This is a genomic window from Pseudomonas sp. GD03944 (assembly GCF_029839275.1).
GTDB lineage: Bacteria > Pseudomonadota > Gammaproteobacteria > Pseudomonadales > Pseudomonadaceae > Aquipseudomonas.
In genome coordinates this window covers 73,257-92,013 of record NZ_JAOCAH010000004.1, presented here as the reverse complement: position 1 = coordinate 92,013, position 18,757 = coordinate 73,257, and the positions used below count along the sequence as shown (strand labels likewise).

Here is an 18,757-nt window from a genome sequence, read left to right as displayed (position 1 = left end):
GACCGGGCACACACTGCGATTCGCCGTGTGACGCCGGTCACTACTCAAGCGCAGATGACACGGATAGTCTGGCGACATGCCACCACTCCCGCGCCTGCTGTTCGCAGCCCTTTTCCTCCTGTGCCTGCACCTGCCCGTCCAGGGCCAGGTTCTGCGCATCGTCAGCGAAGCCTGGCCACCCTACATCCACGAAGAACAGGGCGTGTTGCGCGGGCTCGACTACGAGGCGGCGACTGTCGTGCTGCAGCGCCTGGGTATCGAGGCCACCTGGCAACTGCTGCCGTGGAAACGCTGCCTGCTGGCCCTGGAACAGGGGCAGGCGGATGCTATTCTGGACATCTTCCACACCCCCGAACGCGACGCCACGATCCTCTTCCCCAGCGAACCGATGTCGCGGATCGAACTGGTGCTGTTCTACAACAAGGCCCACCCCTACCCCTTCAAGAAACTGGACGACCTGCGGGGCCTGAAGATCGGCGTCTCGGCGGGTTACTGGTACGCCAACCGCCAGTTCCGCGAATCCCCGCTGTTCACCCGCGAACCCGCCCCCAGCCACGAGGCCAGCTTCGGCAAGCTGCTGCGCAACCGCGTCGACATGCTGGTGAACGATCGCCTGTCCGGGCGCTACCTGATGACGCAGATGGGCCTGGAGCAGCAGCTCGATCATCACCCCACGGTCATCAGCCGCGACAGCCTGTACCTGGGCATCCGCCGCAACGCCGGGCTGGACGACCTGGCCGAACGCTTCGCCCAGGAGCTCAAGCGCTTCAAACGCGAGCCGGCCTACGCCGCGCTGCTCGAGCGCTACGCCGCCACGGCGCCAAAGGCCGCAGCCCCCGCCAACCTTCGCTGAAAACCGTTAAGCAGTCGAACGCTGCGCAACCCCATGGCTCTGTTATACTCGGGCCTTCCCGCCAGGCTTGCGCCCGGATGCTAGTCCCCAGCGACCAGCAGTACCGGACGGGATTGCGCGCCCCACGCGCGATTCAAGCCAGGCAATACACCCCATAGGGCTTCGCCCTCACTAGACAGGATTACACATGTCCTTTGCCTCCCTCGGTCTCTCCGAGGCACTAGTCCGTGCGGTCGAATCCGCCGGCTACACCCAACCCACTCCGGTGCAACAGCGGGCCATTCCCGCCGCGTTGCAAGGTCGCGACCTGATGGTGGCGGCCCAGACGGGTACAGGTAAGACGGGCGGCTTCGCCCTGCCGATCCTCGAGCGACTGTTCCCCAACGGTCACCCGGATCGCGAACACCGCCACGGCCCACGGCAGCCGCGCGTACTGGTCCTGACACCGACCCGCGAACTGGCCGCCCAGGTGCATGACAGCTTCAAGCTGTATGCCCGCGATTTGAAATTCGTCAGCGCCTGCATCTTCGGCGGCGTTGGCATGAACCCGCAGGTCCAGGCCTTGGCCAAGGGCGTCGACGTCCTGGTGGCCTGCCCCGGTCGACTGCTCGACCTCGCCGGGCAAGGCAGCGTCGACCTGTCGCACGTGGAAATCCTCGTGCTCGACGAAGCCGACCGCATGCTCGACATGGGCTTCATCCATGACGTGAAGAAGGTCCTCGCCCGCTTGCCCGCCAAGCGCCAGAACCTGCTGTTCTCGGCGACCTTCTCCAAGGACATCACCGACCTGGCCGGCAAGCTGCTGCACAACCCGGAGCGCATCGAAGTCACGCCGCCAAACACCACGGTCGAGCGCATCGAGCAACGCGTGTTCCGCCTGCAGGCCAGCCACAAGCGCGCCCTGCTCGCCCACCTGGTCACCAGCGGCGCCTGGGAACAGGTGCTGGTATTCACCCGCACCAAGCACGGCGCCAACCGCCTGGCCGAGTACCTGGACAAACACGGCCTGCCCGCCGTGGCGATCCACGGCAACAAGAGCCAGAACGCCCGCACCAAGGCCCTGGCCGACTTCAAGGCGAACAAGGTCCGTATCCTGGTCGCCACCGATATCGCCGCCCGCGGTCTGGATATCGACCAGCTGCCGCACGTGGTCAACTTCGAGCTGCCGAACGTGGAGGAAGATTACGTTCACCGCATCGGCCGTACCGGTCGTGCAGGCCGCAGCGGTGAAGCCATCTCCCTGGTCGCCCCGGACGAAGAGAAGCTGCTCAAGAGCATCGAGCGGATGACCAAGCAGAAGATCCCGGACGGCGACATGATGGGCTTCGACGCCAGCAAGGTCGAAGCGGAGCGCCCGGAAGTGCGCGAGCCGCAGAAACCCCGTCAGCCCCGTGGTGCCAAGCCCGAAGGCGAGCGCCATGGCGGTGGCCGCAAGGACAAGGGCAAGGACAGCGGCAAGGACAACAACCGCAACCGCCAGCGCGGCGGGCGCACGCAGAACCCACGTGGCGCAGCCCCGGCAGCCGGTGCCGCGGCGCCGGCACTGCCGCCGGATCGCGCCCCCGACGAATTCCGTGATGACGACATCGACAACTTCGGCAACCGTGTCGATTACGTCAGCCCACACCAGAACAAGCAACAGAACCGTGGCCGCCGTAACGGCGCGGCGGCTGGCGCGAACAATGGCAGCGCCCAGCGTCCCGCTGGCAAGGCTCCGCGCCAGAACAACAATGGCGGCGGTCAGGCCCAGGGCCAGGGTCGTCGTCAGGGCGGTGGCCAGGGCCAAGGCGCCCAGGGCCGTAACGGCGCCTCGCGCAATCGCCCTCCACGCGACACCCGCACCACCACGCTGAACCGCGACGAGCTGCCGCGCCAGGAAGGCGCTGCGGTCCGCAACCCGCGCGAGAAGCAACCGGTGATCATGCACAAGGGCTCGCGCCTGGACCGCTTCCCGACGCCGGAGCAACTGGACGAGCTGTCGAGCAGCCGCCCAAGGGGCGAGAAGCCTGCGCTGCTGACGCGCAACCGCGACGAGTAACACAGCAGCCACCACAAAAAAGCCGCCCCTAGAGGCGGCTTTTTTGTGCGCATACGAAAGGTGGACTCACCCTCGAAACCCGTAAAGCAGAACGCCCGATGCAGTCATCGGGCGTTCCGGGGTTTTGCAGCGACCTCCTTGCGGAGGCTCGGCATCGGCGGTGCTTACTTGCGTACGCCTTCGATCGAGATGATCAGCTCCACTTCCTGGGAAGCCGGGCCGAGGTCCTTCTGAATGTCGAAGTCCTTCAGTTTCAGGGTGGTGGTGCCTTCGAAACCGGCGCGGTAGCCGCCCCATGGGTCATCGCCCTGGCCAACGAACTTGGCGGCGATGACGACTGGGTTGGTCACGCCGTTCAGGGTCAGGTTGCCGGTGATGTCGGCAGCGCCTTCGCCAGTGGACTTGACCGAGGTGGACTCGAAGGTCGCGGTCGGGTGCTTGCTGACGTTCAGGAAGTCGCCGCTGCGGATGTGCTTGTCACGCTCGGCGTGGTTGGTGTCGACGCTGGTGGTGTTCAGGGTCACGTTGACTTTGCTGGCTTCGGGGTTCTTCTCATCGAAGCTGAAGCTGCCGTCGAAGTCCTTGAACGTGCCGTACAGCCAGCTGTAGCCCAGGTGGCTGATCTTGAAATTGACGAAAGCGTGCTGGCCTTGCTTGTCGATCGCGTAATCGGCAGCCATTGCCTGGCCTGCGCCAAGCAAAGCGGTACCAAGAGCCAGAGCTGCGAGGGTTTTCTTCAACATGAGGCGTTCTCCTTGTGAGGTTGACGAGCCGGTGCACGAAACGCTTCGTGCACCGTGAACAGGTGTGTGAGCGATCAGCGTCCGAACATGCGGGTCAGGGTGCGATCACGGTCGATGAAATGGTGTTTCAGGGCAGCCAGGCCATGGATACCGGCGAAGATCACCAGTGCCCAGGCCAGGTATTCATGCACCAGGCCGGCCAGATCTTCCTGGTCCGGAATGCTGGTCAGGGTCGCCGGCACGTCGAACAGGCCGAACACCGGAATCCCGCGCCCATCGGCGGTGGAGATCAGGTAGCCGGAAATCATCAGCACGAACAGGCCCAGGTACAGGAACAGGTGGCCGAACTTGGCCCCCAGGCGCGTCATGCGTCCATGGGAAGAAAGGGCCTGGGGTGCCGGGCTGATCCAGCGCCAGAGCAGACGGGCGAGCATCACCACGAACAGCACGATGCCGATGCTTTTGTGCAGGTCCGGGCCGGTCTTGTACCAGCCGCTGTAGTAGTCGAGACCGACCATCCAGTAGCCGAGACCGAAGAGGCCGAAAACCGCCAGGGCCACCAGCCAGTGCAGCAGGATGCTGACCAGGCCATAACGGTCGGAAGAGTTGCGCAACTGCATGAAAGAGGGCTCCGCAGGAAAAATCAGGTGCGAATAATGGAGGCAAGACTAACAACAAACCTATCGATAAAAAGCGGAAAATTTCGCTTTGAAATATCGAGAAATACGATGCGTATTCTGGCCTTCTGCCATGACTGAGATTAGTCCAGACGCGCCGATCCGAGTTCCCTGGCGCGGCACCCAGCGGTGCGTTATCGACGACCAGCGGCACAGCTCTCACCGGCCCTGTTCCGGGCCTGTCGGCCCCACCCCGCCGGACCATCTGGTAGGCTTGCCGCAGATGATTGGGAGAACCGCCGATGAGCCTGAACGACCACTGGATGCAGCGTGACCTGGAGGTCCTCTGGCACCCCTGTACGCAGATGAAGGACCACGAGCGCCTGCCGCTGATCCCGATAAAACGCGGCGAGGGCGTGTGGCTGGAAGACTTCGACGGCAAGCGCTACCTCGACGCGGTCAGCTCCTGGTGGGTCAACGTGTTCGGCCACGCCAACCCGCGTATCAGCCAGCGCATCAAGGACCAGGTCGACCAGCTGGAACACGTGATGCTCGCCGGCTTCAGCCACCAGCCGGTGATCGAGCTGTCCGAGCGCCTGGTGCGCCTCACACCGGACGGTTTGAACCGGGTGTTCTACGCCGACAACGGCTCCTCGGGCATCGAGGTGGCGCTGAAGATGAGCTTTCACTACTGGCTCAACAGCGGCAAAGCGGCGAAGAAGCGCTTCATCACCCTGAGCAACAGCTACCACGGCGAAACCGTGGCGGCGATGTCGGTGGGCGACGTGGCGCTGTTCACCGACACCTACAAGGCGCTGCTGCTCGACACCCTCAAGGTGCCCAGCCCGGACTGCTACCTGCGCCCCGAAGGCGTGAGCTGGGAAGACCATTCGCGGACGATGTTCGCCCACATGGAACAGACCCTGGCCGAGCATCACCACGAAGTCGCCGCCGTGATCGTCGAGCCGCTGATCCAGGGCGCTGGCGGCATGCGCATGTACCACCCGGTCTACCTGACCCTGTTGCGCGAAGCCTGCGACCGTTACGGCGTGCACCTGATCCACGACGAGATCGCCGTCGGTTTCGGCCGCACCGGCACGCTGTTCGCCTGCGAGCAGGCCGGCATCACCCCGGACTTCCTGGTCCTGTCGAAGGCCCTCACCGGCGGCTACCTGCCCATGGCTGCCGTGCTGACCACCGATGAGGTCTACAGCGCCTTCTACGACGACTATGCGACCCTGCGTGCCTTCCTCCATTCGCACACCTACACCGGCAACCCGCTGGCCTGCGCGGCGGCCCTGGCGACCCTGGACATCTTCGAGCAGGACGGCGTGATCGAGGCCAACAAGCGGCTCGCCACGCGCATGGCCAGCGCCACCGCACACCTGGTCGATCACCCGCACGTGGCCGAGGTGCGCCAGACCGGCATGGCCCTGGCCATCGAGATGGTGCAGGACAAGGCCAGCAAGACCGCCTACCCCTGGCAGGAACGCCGTGGCCTGCAGGTGTATCAGCATGCGCTGACGCGTGGTGCATTGCTCCGGCCGCTGGGCAGCGTGGTGTACTTCCTGCCGCCCTACGTGATCACCGAGGAGCAGATCGACTTCCTCGCCGAGGTGGCGAGCGAAGGCATCGACCTGGCCACCCGTACTTCGGTCAGTGTGGCCCAGGGCAATCCCCACTACCCGGGGTTCCGCGATCCGGGCTGAAGGGGCGATGACGCCTTGCCAATCCATCGCAGCGACGCGCGGTGGATGAAAAGGGCGTCATTCACCCTACTCGTCCGCCCCTGGAAAGCTTTAAGCTTGCCCGCTTCCGTTTCTTGCTACCCACAGTGATGCCATGCGCCTATCCCGCTTTTTCATCGATGCACCGCTGAGCCTCGGCCAACACGAACTGCCGGAAACCCAGGCGCATTATATCGGCCGGGTGCTGCGCCACGCGGTGGGCGATGCGGTGCAGCTGTTCGACGGCAGCGGCCAGGAGTTTCTCGGCGAGCTGATCGAGGTGGGCAAGAAGAGCGTGCGCGTCGAACTGCGCGAATGCTTTGCGGGCATGCCCGAATCCCCGTTGCAGATTCACCTGGGCCAGGGGCTGTCGCGGGGCGAGCGAATGGACTGGGCGATTCAGAAGGCCACCGAGCTCGGCGCCCAGGTCATCAGCCCGATCATCAGTGAACGCTGCGAAGTGCGCTTGAAGGACGAGCGCGCCGACAAACGCATGGCCCACTGGCGCCAGGTGGCGATCAGCGCCTGTGAGCAGTGCGGGCGCTCGGTGGTTCCGCTCATTCACCCGCCGATCCTGCTGGCCGACTGGCTCCGGCAGACCGAGGCCCAGCTGAAACTGGTGCTGCACCCGGTCGCCGAGCCCTTGCTCAGCCACGCCAAACCCGAGTCCCTGGCGTTTCTGATCGGCCCGGAAGGCGGTCTGGCGGACGATGAAGTCGAACGCGCCAAGGCTGCCGGCTTCCATGCCGCCCGTCTGGGCCCGCGGGTCCTGCGCACGGAGACCGCCCCGGTGGTGGCGCTGAGCGTCGCGCAGCAACTGTGGGGCGACTTCTAGCCCGGCGAACACCATGAAAAAAGCCCGCGGTTGCGGGCTTTTTTCATGGGGCCGAAATGCTCAGATCAGACCGGCATCCGCCAGCATCTGCTCCAGGCCGATCAGGTCCGGGATCTTCGCCACGTCGTCGCCGAAGCTCACCGCATCCAGCTCCAGAGGGGCCAGGGCAGCATCGGCGCGGACGAGGTCGGTGCCCACCTTGATCGAACGCGGGATACCCTGCACCAGCAGGGCGATGAATTTCACCTTGGGCCGGCCGCCGAGGGCGTTGATCACCGCCACCCGCGCGCCGGCGCCGGTCTGGGCCTGACCACCGGACGCCGCCTCGAACGAGAGCAGCGGCAGGCGCAGGTCACGCCAGGCCACCTGGCCCAGGAACCAGTCGGGCATGCCCGCGCTGACCTGCGGCGCCCGGTAGGGAATCAGCTCGGCCACCGCGACGTTGGGCAGCAGCAGCGTGCGATCAGCCAACGGAACCAGCAGCCCGGTAAGGCTGCCGACACTGTCCTGGGTGGCTACGGCTTGACTCATGAATATGTCCTCTGCAGGGCGATGCCCCGGATTAAGCGCACTGTTCGGCCAGGTGGTTGACCAGGGCTTCGGCGAGTTCGCGCGGGTCCGCGCTGAGGCTGCTGTAGCCGCCTTCGCGCAGGCTGTCCGGCATGCTCGGGCTGGCGCAGGAGTCCCCACGCTGGGTCCAGATGGCGGCGCCCTGGCGTTTCACGTAGGCCGCGGCCGCGCTGCCGTCACTGCCCATGCCGCTGAAGGCGATGACCCCGCACAGGGCACCGAAGTGCTGGGCGAGGTTGAGCATCATCTGGTCGATGGACGGGCTGTAAGGCTCGGGCCAGCCACGGTCGGCGATCTGCATCGCGCCGTCGTCGGCGAAACCCAGCTCGTAACTGATCGGTGCGACCACCACCTCACCGCAGCGCACCGGATCACCGTGACGAGCGGGGTTGACGTGCCACTGGCTGTGCCGGCCAACGGCCTGGGGCAAGGCCGATTCGAAACTGGCGTCGATGTGCTGGGCGTAGATGAAGCCCACCGGCAAACCGCCGGGCAGCGCATCGAGGAAGCTCTTCACCGCTGCCGGACCGCCCAGCGATGCCGCCAGCAGCCACACCTGACGGGCAGGCTCGCCGGCCTGCAACGGGGTGCTGGCCAACGCCGCCGGCAAATCCAGGCGGCTCGGGCGCTGGGCTTCGCTCAGCAAGGCCTGCAGGCTGGGGCCGACCGCCTGGGACGGGTCGCCGACCAGCTTCTTCAGCTTGCCGAACAGGCGGCGCTCCCAGCGCGGGTAGTTTTCCGAATGCCGTTCGGGGGCATGCCCTTCGCCGAACAGCACCGGTGCCGAGGCCTGCTCCATGAGGCTGTCGACCAGGGGCGAGTCGTCCGACTGCGCCAGGTCCACCAGCCACAGGTCCGTGTCGCAAGCGAACAGGGCTTCCTGGTCCAGGCGCGCCGGGTCGCTGTTGAGCACTACCTGATAGCCGCTACCGGTCAGCGCCTGCTGCAGCACATGGCGCTGCAGCGAGGTGTCGGCGATGACCGCAATGCGTGCTGCGCTTTTCTCTGTCATGGCTGCTCGACCGATTGACTGTTCGCGGAAGCGTCGTTCGACTGGGAACGGTCAACCAACTGGTTGATGGTGCCGAGCAGCAGCGACTCCTGGTAAGGCTTGCCGAGGTATTCGTTGACGCCGATGGACATGGCCCGCTCGCGGTGTTTCTCACCGGTACGCGAGGTGATCATGATGATCGGCAGGTCCTTCAGGCGCTCGTCGTGGCGCACCAGCGTGGCCACTTCGAAGCCGTCCATGCGCGGCATCTCGATGTCGAGCAGCATGACGTCGGGCTTGTGCTCCTGCAGCAGGGAGATGGCGTCCACCCCGTCCTTGGCCGTCAGCACGTTCATGCCGTTGCGCTCCAGCAGGCGGCTGGTGACCTTGCGCACGGTGACCGAGTCGTCCACCACCATGACCAGGGTCGGGCGGTCCGCCTCGACTTCCGCCGCGGTCGGCTGATGGCCGACCAGGCGTGGGTGCAACTGGTTGAGCAGGTGCGCGTGGAGCACCCGGATGGTCGCCAGCAGGTCGAGAATGACCACCACGCGACCGTCCCCGAGGATGGTCGCACCGGAGATGCCATGGACGCCGGCGAACTGCGGGCCCAGGCTCTTCACCACGATCTCGCGGGAACCCGCCAGGGAGTCGACCTGCACCGCCACGGCGTGTTCGCTGGAGCGAACCAGGATCACCGGCAGCGGCAGGCTCTGGCCCACCAGCTTGGGGTGTTGCCCGTTGTTCAGCAGGTCGCCGAGGTAACGCAGTTCGTAGGCCTGGCCGGCGTATTCGAAACGCGGCGCATCCGGGCCGTAGTAGGCCTCCAGCTCATACGGCGAAACGCGCACGATACCTTCGATGGTGTTCAGCGGGATGGCGTACAGGTCTTCACCCGACAGCACCATCAGCGCGCGGTTGACCGACACGGTGAACGGCAGGCGGATCAGGAAGGTGGTGCCGACGCCCTGGGTCGACTCGATGCTCATCGAGCCGCCGAGTTGCTTGACCTCGGAGTGCACCACGTCCATGCCCACGCCACGGCCGGAGATCTGCGTGACCTTTTCCGCCGTGGAGAAACCGGCTTCCAGGATGAACTGCAGAATCTCGTGGTCGGTCAGGTCGGCGTCGGCGTCCATCAGGCCACGTTCGATGGCCTTGCGCTTGACCGCTTCGAGGCGGATACCGCCACCGTCGTCAGCCAGGGTCAGAACGATGTCACCGCCCTCGCGGCCGAGGTTCAGGCGGATGGTGCCCTGTTCAGGCTTGCCAGCCGCGCGGCGCTTGTCGGCGGTTTCGATACCGTGATCGACGGCGTTGCGCAGCATGTGCTCCAGCGGGGCGACGATGCGCTCGAGGACTGTCCGGTCCATTTCGCCGTCGGCGTTACCGACCACGAACTCGACCTGCTTGCCCAGCTCGCCCGCCACCTGGCGCACGATACGGCGCAGACGCGGCACGAGGCGATCGAACGGCACCATGCGCGTACGCATCAGGCCTTCCTGCAGCTCGGTGTTGACCCGGGCCTGTTGCAGCAACAGGGTTTCGGCATCGCGGTTACGCGCGGCCAGGGTTTCCTTCAGGTCCAGCAAGTCGGACGCCGATTCGAACAGGGCGCGTGACAGCTGTTGCAACTGGGAATGGCGGTCCATTTCCAGCGGGTCGAAGTCTTCGTAACCGGCGCGCTCGGCCTCGGCCTGGTAGCGGCTGAGAATCTGCGCCTGGGTTTCGGTGTCCAGGCGACGCAGCTGATCGCGCACCCGGTCGATGGTGGCTTCCATCTCGCTCAGGGTGAAGCCGAAGTCGCTGACCTGCTGTTCGACCCGACCACGGAAGATCGACGTCTCACCCGCCAGGTTGACCAGGCCTTCGAGCAGCTCGGCCGGAACCTTGACCAGCTCCTGCGGCGCGCGGCGCGCGGCGGCGTCCTGGGCGGCTTCTTCGGCACGGCGGACGAACGGCAGCACCTTGGCCACCAGTTCTTGGGCCGGCATCTCGCTGGCGGCAACGATCGGCGTGCTCAACTCCGGCAGGCGCGCTGGCGCGGCTTCGACCGGCGCCGGCTCGGCGCTCTCGGCGAGGAAGCTGTCCTGCAGGCGCTGGCGCAGTTGATCGGTTTCTTTCTGCAGCCCTTCGAAGCCCGACTGCACGTCGAGGAACAGGCTTTCCGGCCACGGCGCACCCTGTTGCTGCGCTTCGGTGAGGTGCTGTTCGAGGTCGTGGGTCAGGTCGCCCAGGCGCTTCTGACCGGCCAGGCGCGCACCGCCCTTGAGGGTGTGCAGCACGCGCAGCATGTCATCGATGGCACCGCTGTCGTCACGGCTGTCTTCCCAGCGACCGATGGCCACTTCCATGGCTTCCAGCAGGTCATCGGCTTCTTCCAGGAAGATATCGAGGATGTCGGATTCGGCATCGTCGTCGACCGGCTCCTCGACCACCGCCTTGAGCTGCACCGCGGACGGCATGCTCAGTTGTTCGTTGGGGTTGGCCCGGAAGCGCTTGATCGTGTCGATCAGGGCGTCGCCGTTCGGGATCGCGCGCTTGCTGCGCACCGCGTCGAGCATTTCGGCCAGACGGTCGTGGCAGGCCTGGAGCAGGCCGAACAGGTCCTGGCTGGCGCGCATGCGCCCGCCACACAGGTCTTCGTAGAGGAATTCCAGCTCGTGGGCCAAGTCACCGATTTCCCGGATCTCGGCCATCCGCGCACCGCCCTTGAGGGTGTGCAGGTCGCGCTGCAGGGCTTCCAGTTCGAGGCTGTTGTCGACGTCATCCATCCAGCGCTGCAAGGCGGCGCCGGAGCTGTCGATGATGTCGAAGCCTTCTTCCAGGAAGATCTCCACCAGCTCGGGGTCGCGGTCATCTTCGACCACAGCGGCGGCCGCTGACGGCGTCTCGATGACCGGCTCTTCGACCGGCGCCGGAGGCGTTTCGAGGTCGAGCAGTTCCAGCTCGACCAGTTGTTCTTCGTCGCCGCGCGGTGTCAGCACCTCGTCGAAGCTCAGCTCGGTGGCTTCGTCGACGTCCGGCAGCGGTGGCAGTTCTTCGCTCAGCTCGATCGGCTCGACCTGAACCTCTGCGTCCACTTCGACCAGAAGCTCGGCTTCGGCTTCGGCTTCGGCTTCGGCTTCGGCTTCGGCTTCGGCTTCAAGAACAGGCTCGGCCACGAAGGCCGCTACAGGCAAGCTCGGCGTGCCGCCTTGACGAAAGGAGCGAATGGCATCGATCAGGCCAACCGGCTGATACAGCGGCGCGCGCTTCTGCAGCTGGTCCAGCAGCAGTGCCAGGCGGTCGTGGCTCTGCTGAAGCAGGTCGGCCAGCAACGGCGAATGGTTGTAGCGGCGGTCCATCAGGCCTTCGTAGAGCGATTCCAGCTCATGGGCCAGATCGCCGATCGGGCGGATCTCGGCCATCCGAGCACCGCCCTTGAGGGTGTGCAGATCGCGTTGTAGCGAAGACAGCGCGGCCTTGTTGTCCGGCTCGCTCAACCAGCGGTCCAGGGACTGGCCGGCGCTTTCCAGGATGTCCACCGCCTCTTCGAGGAAGATGGAGACCATTTCCTCGTCCAGCGCTTCATGGACGACAGCAGGTTCTTCGACAGCCTCTACCGAAGCGACCGGAGCAGCGGGCTGCTCAACGGGTTCATCGGCAACGATGTCCTGGGCGTCAGCGGCGATGTCCTCCAGGGACATATCGAACACCGGCGCCTCGTCGACCGACTCCAACGCCAGGGCGGCCGTGGCGTCGTCCAGCTCGACCACGTCGAGGCCCATCTGGCCGTCGTTGGAGAGCAGGGCCAGGGCACCCGGGTCCAGGGCTTCGCCCAAGAGAGTGCGAAGCGCCTCGACACGTTCCGGCTGAGCAGTAACCTGCAGGCCGGCGGCGACCTGATCCATCATACTGATCAGGGCTTCGTGTGCCAGCTCGGCTTCGCTGAAGAAACGCTCGCTGACCGCCAGGCTGCCTTCCTCGACCGCACCGTAGAGGTCCAGCAGGGCCTCGCAGAGCTCATCGATCTGCGGCAGCTCGGCCATTTCGGCGCCACGTCCCAGGGTGGTCAGCTCTTCCAGCAGGGCGCTGAGCTCCTGACGCTCGGACGGGTGCTCGCGCCATTTGCGCAGCAGGTCCTCGGCGTCCAGCAGGATGTCCATGCCTTCGGCGAGGAAGATGCTGATCAACTGGGGATCGCGGGTCTCGCCCTGCTCGCCCTGACGCTCGCTTTCCGCCATTTCCAGGCGGTCATGGTGCAACTTGTGGGCGCGCTGCAGGAACTCCTCGGCACCCGGCAGCGGTGCCAGGGGACGGGTTTCCAGCTGTTCGAGGCCCAGGCGGAAGAGTTTCTCCGCGCTGCTCAGCAGCTCGGCTTCTGCCAGGTCCATCTGTATCAGGTTGGTCTTGAATTCCTTGACCATCTTTTCCAGCGGCGCGGCAATTTCCGCCACCGGCAGGATACCGGCCATGTAGGCACTGCCCTTGAGGGTGTGCAGGGCGCGCTGCAGGTTGTCGGTGACAGGCTGAGGCAGCTCCTGGGCACAGTCGGCGAGGAAGCCGACCAGGGTATCCAGATGGGTTTCCGCTTCGTTGCGGAAGATTTCCAACAGTTGTGGGTCGAGGGGCTCACCATTGAGGGGCTCGCCTTCGAGGGGCTCGCCATCGAGCGAATCGGTCTCGACCCCGGCAGCGTCGACTGAGCCCTCAGGCTCGGCTACCAGCGCAGCCGGGGCTTCAGTTTTTGGGAGCGGTTGGCCCTTCGCCAGCGCGTGGGCGGTGGCAGCCAGACGATCGACATCATCGCGTTGGCGCTGGGCCTTGGCGGCGAACTCGTCGACCAGGGCCGGCATCAGGGCGACCACATCGGCCACGACCTGCTGCACCGCGGCACCCGGCTCGATGCTGCGGTCCAGCACGCGGTTGAGCAGGTTTTCGATGGACCAGCCCAGCTCGCCGATGATCAGCGCCCGCACCATGCGGCCACTGCCCTTGAGGGTGTGGAACGCCCGGCGCACTTCGATCAGCGCATCCTTGTCCTCGGTGTTGGCGCACCATTTCGGGAAGTACTCACCGATGGTTTCCAGCACCTCGCCGACTTCTTCGATGAAGACTTCGAGCAGCTCTTCGTCCACCGGCTCTTCGTCCGCCGGCGGCGGCAACAGGCTCGGCGGCACGTCGTGGGCCGGCGGGTTGATCGCCTGCACGGGGGCGGCCATGACGTCCGCCATCGACATCGGTTTGTCCTGCACCGGGGCCGGCGCTTCGACGACGACCGGCGCGCTTGGCAGCTCGACTTCCGGCAGTTCCAGCGAGGCCAGCTCGGCCTCGTCCCACTGCGCGGGGGTGTTCAGTTCTTCCAGGCTCAGCTCTTCGAACTGCAGGTCGATCGCTTCGCTGGCAACCTGCGGTTGCTCTGGCTCGGCGGCGGGCTGGTCGATGCTGAAATCGACGATTTCCAGCTCGCTGTCCTGCCACGGCGAGTCGACAGGCTGCGCCTCGACCAGCTCGGGCTCGAACGCCAGCTCGGCAAATGGCTCTTCTTCGAGGACCGGGGCTTCCAGGACAACCGACTCCTCGGCGGGCTGGAGTTCCAGCGGCTCGTCGGCGATGACTTCGATCTCGTCCAGCGGATTGGCCAGCGGCGCCAGTTCTTCTTCAACCGGCTCGACGGCATCGAGGATCGACGGCTTGGCCTTCAGCGGGTAACCCAGGCTTTCCAGGCTTTCCTCGGCCACGTCCAGAATCAGGTCGCCCTGGGTCGCATGGTCTTCGGCCAGGCGCTCGAGGTAGTACTCGACGCTGGTGATGGCATCGGCCAGGGTGTCCAGGTTCTGCCAGTTCGGCACGGCCTTGCGGGCCAGCAGCTGTTCCTGGATGTAGCGGTTGCAGGCACTCAGCAGTTCGGCGGCACGGGCCAGCGGAATCATCGCCAGGCCACCGCGCACCTGCGTCAGCAGGTCCGGCACACGGGCCAGGTGCTCGTGGTTCCACTGCGAGGCGATGAACTCGATGATCGCGTCCTTGGCCTGTTCCAGGCCGTTGCGCGCTTCCTTGATGACCAGTTGGTGAATCTGCGCCACGTCGGTGGTCGGCAGGTGGCTCTCTTCGCGGCCACCCTCTTCCGCCGGCCCGACCATCCCGGCCAGGGTCGCTTCGACGTACAGCAGCGCGCCGGCGACATCCATCAGCACGGCATCGCTTGGTGCCTGCTTGCCCAGGGACAGGCCGTGCACCACGTCGATCTGGTCGACGATCACTTTGCGCGGCTGGCCGAAGCCCAGCACGGCCAGGGTGTCGGCAATCTGCTTGAGGGGCGCGAGCAGTGCGTCCAGCTCGGTGACCTGGCTGCGGTCGCTGCGCACGAACAGGTCCAGGCTGTCCTTGACCCGTACCAGCTCTTCGCACAGGGCGGCGACCACCGAGCGCATGGCATCGCGGTCCGGGCCGGCCAGGCGGGCACGTTCTTCATCGACGACTTCGCTGTCGGGCAGCGCTTCGTCGAGGCGGTACTGTTCTTTCAGGCTGCGGATACGTGGCGACTGGGCCGGCGCCTTGGCCACGTAGAACAGCAGGTTCTTGCTCAGTTCGTCCGGGGCCGGCTGGTTGATGCCGTCCGCGCCTTCTTCGACCAGGCGCTTGAGCTCCTTGTCGACCTGGCGCAGCAGGGTGCGCACCGAGGTGCCGTTGACTACGCTGCCATTGGCCAGGCCTTCGACCAGACCGGAAGCGATCTGCCACAGCGGGCCCAGCGGCGCCTCCTTGCAGAGGGTTTCCAGGCGTGCGAACACCCGGGCCATGTAGCCCAGGTTGGTGGCCAGGTCCTGGTTGCGGATGACGCCGACCAGGGCCATCTGCAGCATCTGCCGCAGCTTGCGCAGCAGCACCGGCAGCTCGGCCGTGCGCAGTTGGGCCAGGGATTCGACCGACAGCGCCGGCAGGCGGCCGGACATGTCGGGGGAGAACAGGCTGGTTTCCGAGAGGAGTTTTTCGCCGCGCGCCGCACGCAGGTCGTTGAGCAGCGGCAGCACGACCATCGGCAGGTCGCGACGGGCGGTCTGGATGCGGTCCAGGTACACAGGCAGTTGCAGGATGGCCTGCATCAGCACTTCCAGTGCTTCGCCCTGGTTGGCCACGCGGCCTTCCATCAGCGCCTGGGACAGATGCTCCATTTCCTCGGCGAGCAGGGCCGCGCCGTAGAACTCGACCATCTGCAGGGTGCCATGAACCTGGTGCACATAGGTCAGGCAGAAGCGCATCCGCGTCGGATCCTGCGGATTCTCGACGAACGCTTCCAAGGCCTGGCGTGCCTGTTTCAGGGTCTCGGCGATTTCGCCCTTGACCCATTCCAGGGCGACATAGTCGTGCCGATCACCCATAGCGACTCCACTCATAAAACCGTTCCCTTACGGGTAAACGCCAGCACTCGCTCGTCGGCCACCGGAATCAGGTCCGGGTGCTGCCAACCCGCCACTTCACCGACTCCCACCACCAGCAGACCACCCGGTGCCAGGCGCTCGGCCAGGCGGTTGAGGATCTCGCGGCGGCGCCAGCGACGAAAATAGATCAGCAAGTTCTGACAAAAAATGACGTCCATGCCGGACATTGGCGCCTTCGCCAACTCCAGCACATTGAGCTTGGCGCAGCACACACGCCCCGCCAGGTTCGGCACTACCTTGAATCGTCCATCGGCCTGGGTCGCGAAATACCGCTGACACAGGTCTGCATCCATCTGTTCCAGCTTGCGCGGGCCGTACTCGCCTTCACGCGCCTTGTTCAGGGCGTTGAGGCTGATGTCCGTCCCGGTCACGGCGAAGTGTTCGGCGTAGGCGCTGCCCTGCAGCACTTCGGCGGCAGTGATCGCCAGGGAATAGGGTTCTTCACCACTGGAACAACCCACGCTCCACAATTCCCAAGGGCGGGTCATGCCGTGCTCGAGCCGCTCGCGCAGGTACCGCTCCAGCACCTCGAACGAGGGCCGATGACGGAAGAAGCGGGTTTCCTGCACGGTCAGCCGATCCAGCAGGGTCGACCACTCGACTGCACCACGCGGACCATCCGTGACCTGCCGGTAGTAGGTGGCGTAGTCGCCGACTCCCAGCTCACGCATCCGCGCACTCAGGTTGGTCTGCAGAAAGGCCCGGCGCTGCTCGTTGATCACCACGCCGGTGCGCTCTTCGAGCAGTGCCTGCCAATCGCGGAACTCCGTGATGGACATGTCCACCAGGGGTTGCAAGGCCCAGACGCCTGACTGCATGTCGTGCCCCTCGTTCTAGACCCAGGACGGCGGACGGTGACCGCAAGCGGCCACCGCGGCTCTCGCTTAGGCCTGCTCCCCTTCCGGCAGGGTAAAACCGGAAACCGACTTGCGCATCTCACTGGCCATCTTGGCCAGGTTACCAATGCTCTTGGCGGTGGCGGTCGTACCCGACGAGGTCTGCGAGGTAATCTCCTGGATCACGTTCATCGTGTTGGAGATGTGGCCTGCGGACGAAGCCTGCTGGCGTGCAGCGTTGGAGATGTTCTGGATGAGGGCCGCGAGGGTCTTGGATACCTTCTCGATCTCTTCCAGTGCAACCCCGGCGTCCTGTGCCAGGCGGGCACCGCGCACTACTTCGGAAGTGGTCTGCTCCATGGAGATAACCGCTTCGTTGGTGTCGGTCTGAATCGTTTTTACCAGTGCCTCGATCTGCTTGGTCGCCGCCGAGGAACGTTCTGCAAGGCGTTGTACTTCGTCCGCTACCACCGCGAAGCCTCGACCCGCGTCACCGGCCATGGAGGCCTGGATCGCGGCGTTCAGTGCGAGGATGTTGGTCTGGTCGGCAATGTCGTTAATCAGGCTAACGATGTCACCGATCTCCTGGGACGATTCACCGAGGCGTTTGATCCGCTTCGAGGTGTCCTGGATCTGCTCACGGATGTTATCCATGCCGGTGATGGTGTTGTGTACGACTTCGTTGCCCTTGTTGGCGATGGCTACAGAACGTTCCGCTACCGCGGAGGATTCCGAGGCGTTCGCCGATACCTGGTCAATCGACACGGCCATTTCGTTGATCGCCGCGGATGCACCGGCGATTTCCTGCGCCTGGTGCTCGGACGCTTCGGCCAGGTGCATCGCCGTGGCCTGGGTTTCCTGGGCAGCACCGGCTACCTGAACGGCGGTCAGGTTGATCGTCGCTACTAGGTCACGCAGCTGGTCGATGGAGTAGTTGATGGAGTCCGCGATCGCACCGGTGAAGTCCTCGGTTACGGTCGCCGCTACTGTCAGGTCACCGTCCGCGAGGTCGGCGATTTCGTCGAGCAGTCGCAGAATCGCCGCCTGGTTACGCTCGTTCTTCTCAGCGGTCTCGGCCAGACGGCGGTTGGTTTCACGCACCATCACCAGACCGATGAGGAGGATCGAACCCAGTGCCAGGGCACCGAGCACATAACCGATCAGGGTGTTCAGGCCACGGCCATCGGCCAGGTCTTCGAAGCCGGCGGCCAGGTCGGATGCCTTGTCCAGCAGGGTCTGCGACACGGTGAAGATGGTGTTCGCCGATTCACGTACCTGGAACAGTTCCGGCGAGGTTTCGAGGATCTCGTCCACCGAACCGGATACGAATTCGAACAACTCGGAAATTTCCGCCAGACGCTCGAGGGCTTCCTCGTCGGTCACCTGGGAGATTTCCATCGCGGCGTTGCCTTCGAGCATCGCGTTCAGTACGCGACCGAACAGGCTGGCGTCGCGGCCGAACATGTCGGCGGCCTGTACGGAGTCTTCGTCACCGGCCAGTACCTTGTTCACCGAGCCGAGGATACGTTCGGCCAGCAGCGACTGACGCTGGGCAACCGACACCTGGGCAGCGGGCGCGCCACTTTCCAGCAGGATGTCGACGACCTCTTCGTACTCGACCTGCAGCTGCGGGATGGTTTCGGCGAGGGTGGCCGCTACCTGGTGCAGGGACAGTACGGTTTGCTCACTGGCCAGGATGGCGTCGGTGTTCTGACGCAGGCTGTCCCAGTCCTGTTGCACGGTGGCCATCTGCGCCTGCACGGACGCAGGTGCCGGCGGCAGGCCGCTTTCCACGTGACCGTCGGTCAGGTAGCCCCAGCGGGTCTGGAAGTCGTTGCGCGCATCGCGCAACAGACCGAACGCGGCGGATGTACCCGCGGCGGCTTCGGTGGCGTTCTTCGCGATACGCTGGGACAGAACACGCAGCTCACCGGAGTGGCTGATGTATTCCGTGTCGTAGTTGGATTGCGTGTTGATGTAGGCGAAGTTGGCGAACAACAGCACGATGGAGACGAACAGGACGATAAACAGCCCTGCGATCAGCGTGCTACTGCGCGTACCCGCTAACAAATTGCCTGTATTGAGTTTTTTCATTATCTGGCCCCCGCCTGGACCGACCGCAC

The 18,757-nt window shown here is 65.1% G+C and carries 11 protein-coding genes; 4 read left to right on the top strand and 7 right to left on the bottom strand.

What is annotated here, in order from left to right:
- The first annotated feature begins 76 nt into the window (after positions 1-76).
- Both N5C28_RS08675 and N5C28_RS08670 read left to right on the top strand, forming a co-directional pair.
- The gene (locus N5C28_RS08675; protein WP_279821656.1) at positions 77-853 is read left to right on the top strand and encodes a transporter substrate-binding domain-containing protein; all 777 of its coding nucleotides are present in this window, start codon (positions 77-79) and stop codon (positions 851-853) included.
- Positions 854-1,040: 187 nt separating this feature from the next.
- Positions 1,041-2,891 (top strand): DEAD/DEAH box helicase, encoded by a 1,851-nt coding sequence (locus tag N5C28_RS08670; RefSeq protein WP_279821654.1) that lies wholly within the window; start codon positions 1,041-1,043, stop codon positions 2,889-2,891.
- Between the two features lie 164 nt (positions 2,892-3,055).
- Here the strand turns inward: N5C28_RS08670 and N5C28_RS08665 are convergent, their stop codons facing one another.
- Both N5C28_RS08665 and N5C28_RS08660 read right to left on the bottom strand, forming a co-directional pair.
- Positions 3,056-3,634, bottom strand: coding sequence for a YceI family protein (locus tag N5C28_RS08665; protein WP_279821652.1), 579 nt, complete (start codon positions 3,632-3,634; stop codon positions 3,056-3,058).
- Positions 3,635-3,708: 74 nt separating this feature from the next.
- The gene (locus tag N5C28_RS08660; RefSeq protein WP_279821651.1) at positions 3,709-4,254 is read right to left on the bottom strand and encodes a cytochrome b; all 546 of its coding nucleotides are present in this window, start codon (positions 4,252-4,254) and stop codon (positions 3,709-3,711) included.
- 299 nt (positions 4,255-4,553) lie between these two features.
- Here N5C28_RS08660 and N5C28_RS08655 point away from each other — a divergent pair, with 299 nt between their 5' ends.
- On the top strand, positions 4,554-5,960 hold the full coding sequence (locus tag N5C28_RS08655; protein WP_279821650.1) for an adenosylmethionine--8-amino-7-oxononanoate transaminase: 1,407 nt from the start codon (positions 4,554-4,556) through the stop codon (positions 5,958-5,960).
- Positions 5,961-6,093: 133 nt separating this feature from the next.
- Complete coding sequence (locus N5C28_RS08650; protein WP_279821649.1) at positions 6,094-6,813, top strand: 16S rRNA (uracil(1498)-N(3))-methyltransferase; 720 nt, start codon at positions 6,094-6,096, stop codon at positions 6,811-6,813.
- Between the two features lie 60 nt (positions 6,814-6,873).
- Here the strand turns inward: N5C28_RS08650 and N5C28_RS08645 are convergent, their stop codons facing one another.
- The 5 genes from N5C28_RS08645 to N5C28_RS08625 all read right to left on the bottom strand — a co-directional run bounded on the left by N5C28_RS08645 (position 6,874) and on the right by N5C28_RS08625 (position 18,728).
- On the bottom strand, positions 6,874-7,344 hold the full coding sequence (locus N5C28_RS08645; protein WP_279821648.1) for a chemotaxis protein CheW: 471 nt from the start codon (positions 7,342-7,344) through the stop codon (positions 6,874-6,876).
- A gap of 31 nt (positions 7,345-7,375) precedes the next feature.
- The gene (locus tag N5C28_RS08640; protein ID WP_279821647.1) at positions 7,376-8,395 is read right to left on the bottom strand and encodes a chemotaxis protein CheB; all 1,020 of its coding nucleotides are present in this window, start codon (positions 8,393-8,395) and stop codon (positions 7,376-7,378) included.
- Positions 8,392-15,738 (bottom strand): Hpt domain-containing protein, encoded by a 7,347-nt coding sequence (locus N5C28_RS08635; protein WP_279821892.1) that lies wholly within the window; start codon positions 15,736-15,738, stop codon positions 8,392-8,394. The genes N5C28_RS08640 and N5C28_RS08635 overlap by 4 nt, the downstream gene beginning before the upstream one ends.
- 11 nt (positions 15,739-15,749) lie before the next feature.
- Positions 15,750-16,616, bottom strand: a complete 867-nt coding sequence (locus N5C28_RS08630; protein WP_279821645.1) for a protein-glutamate O-methyltransferase — start codon at positions 16,614-16,616, stop codon at positions 15,750-15,752.
- Between the two features lie 66 nt (positions 16,617-16,682).
- On the bottom strand, positions 16,683-18,728 hold the full coding sequence (locus N5C28_RS08625) for a methyl-accepting chemotaxis protein (RefSeq protein ID WP_279821643.1): 2,046 nt from the start codon (positions 18,726-18,728) through the stop codon (positions 16,683-16,685).
- Between the last annotated feature and the right edge of the window lie 29 nt (positions 18,729-18,757).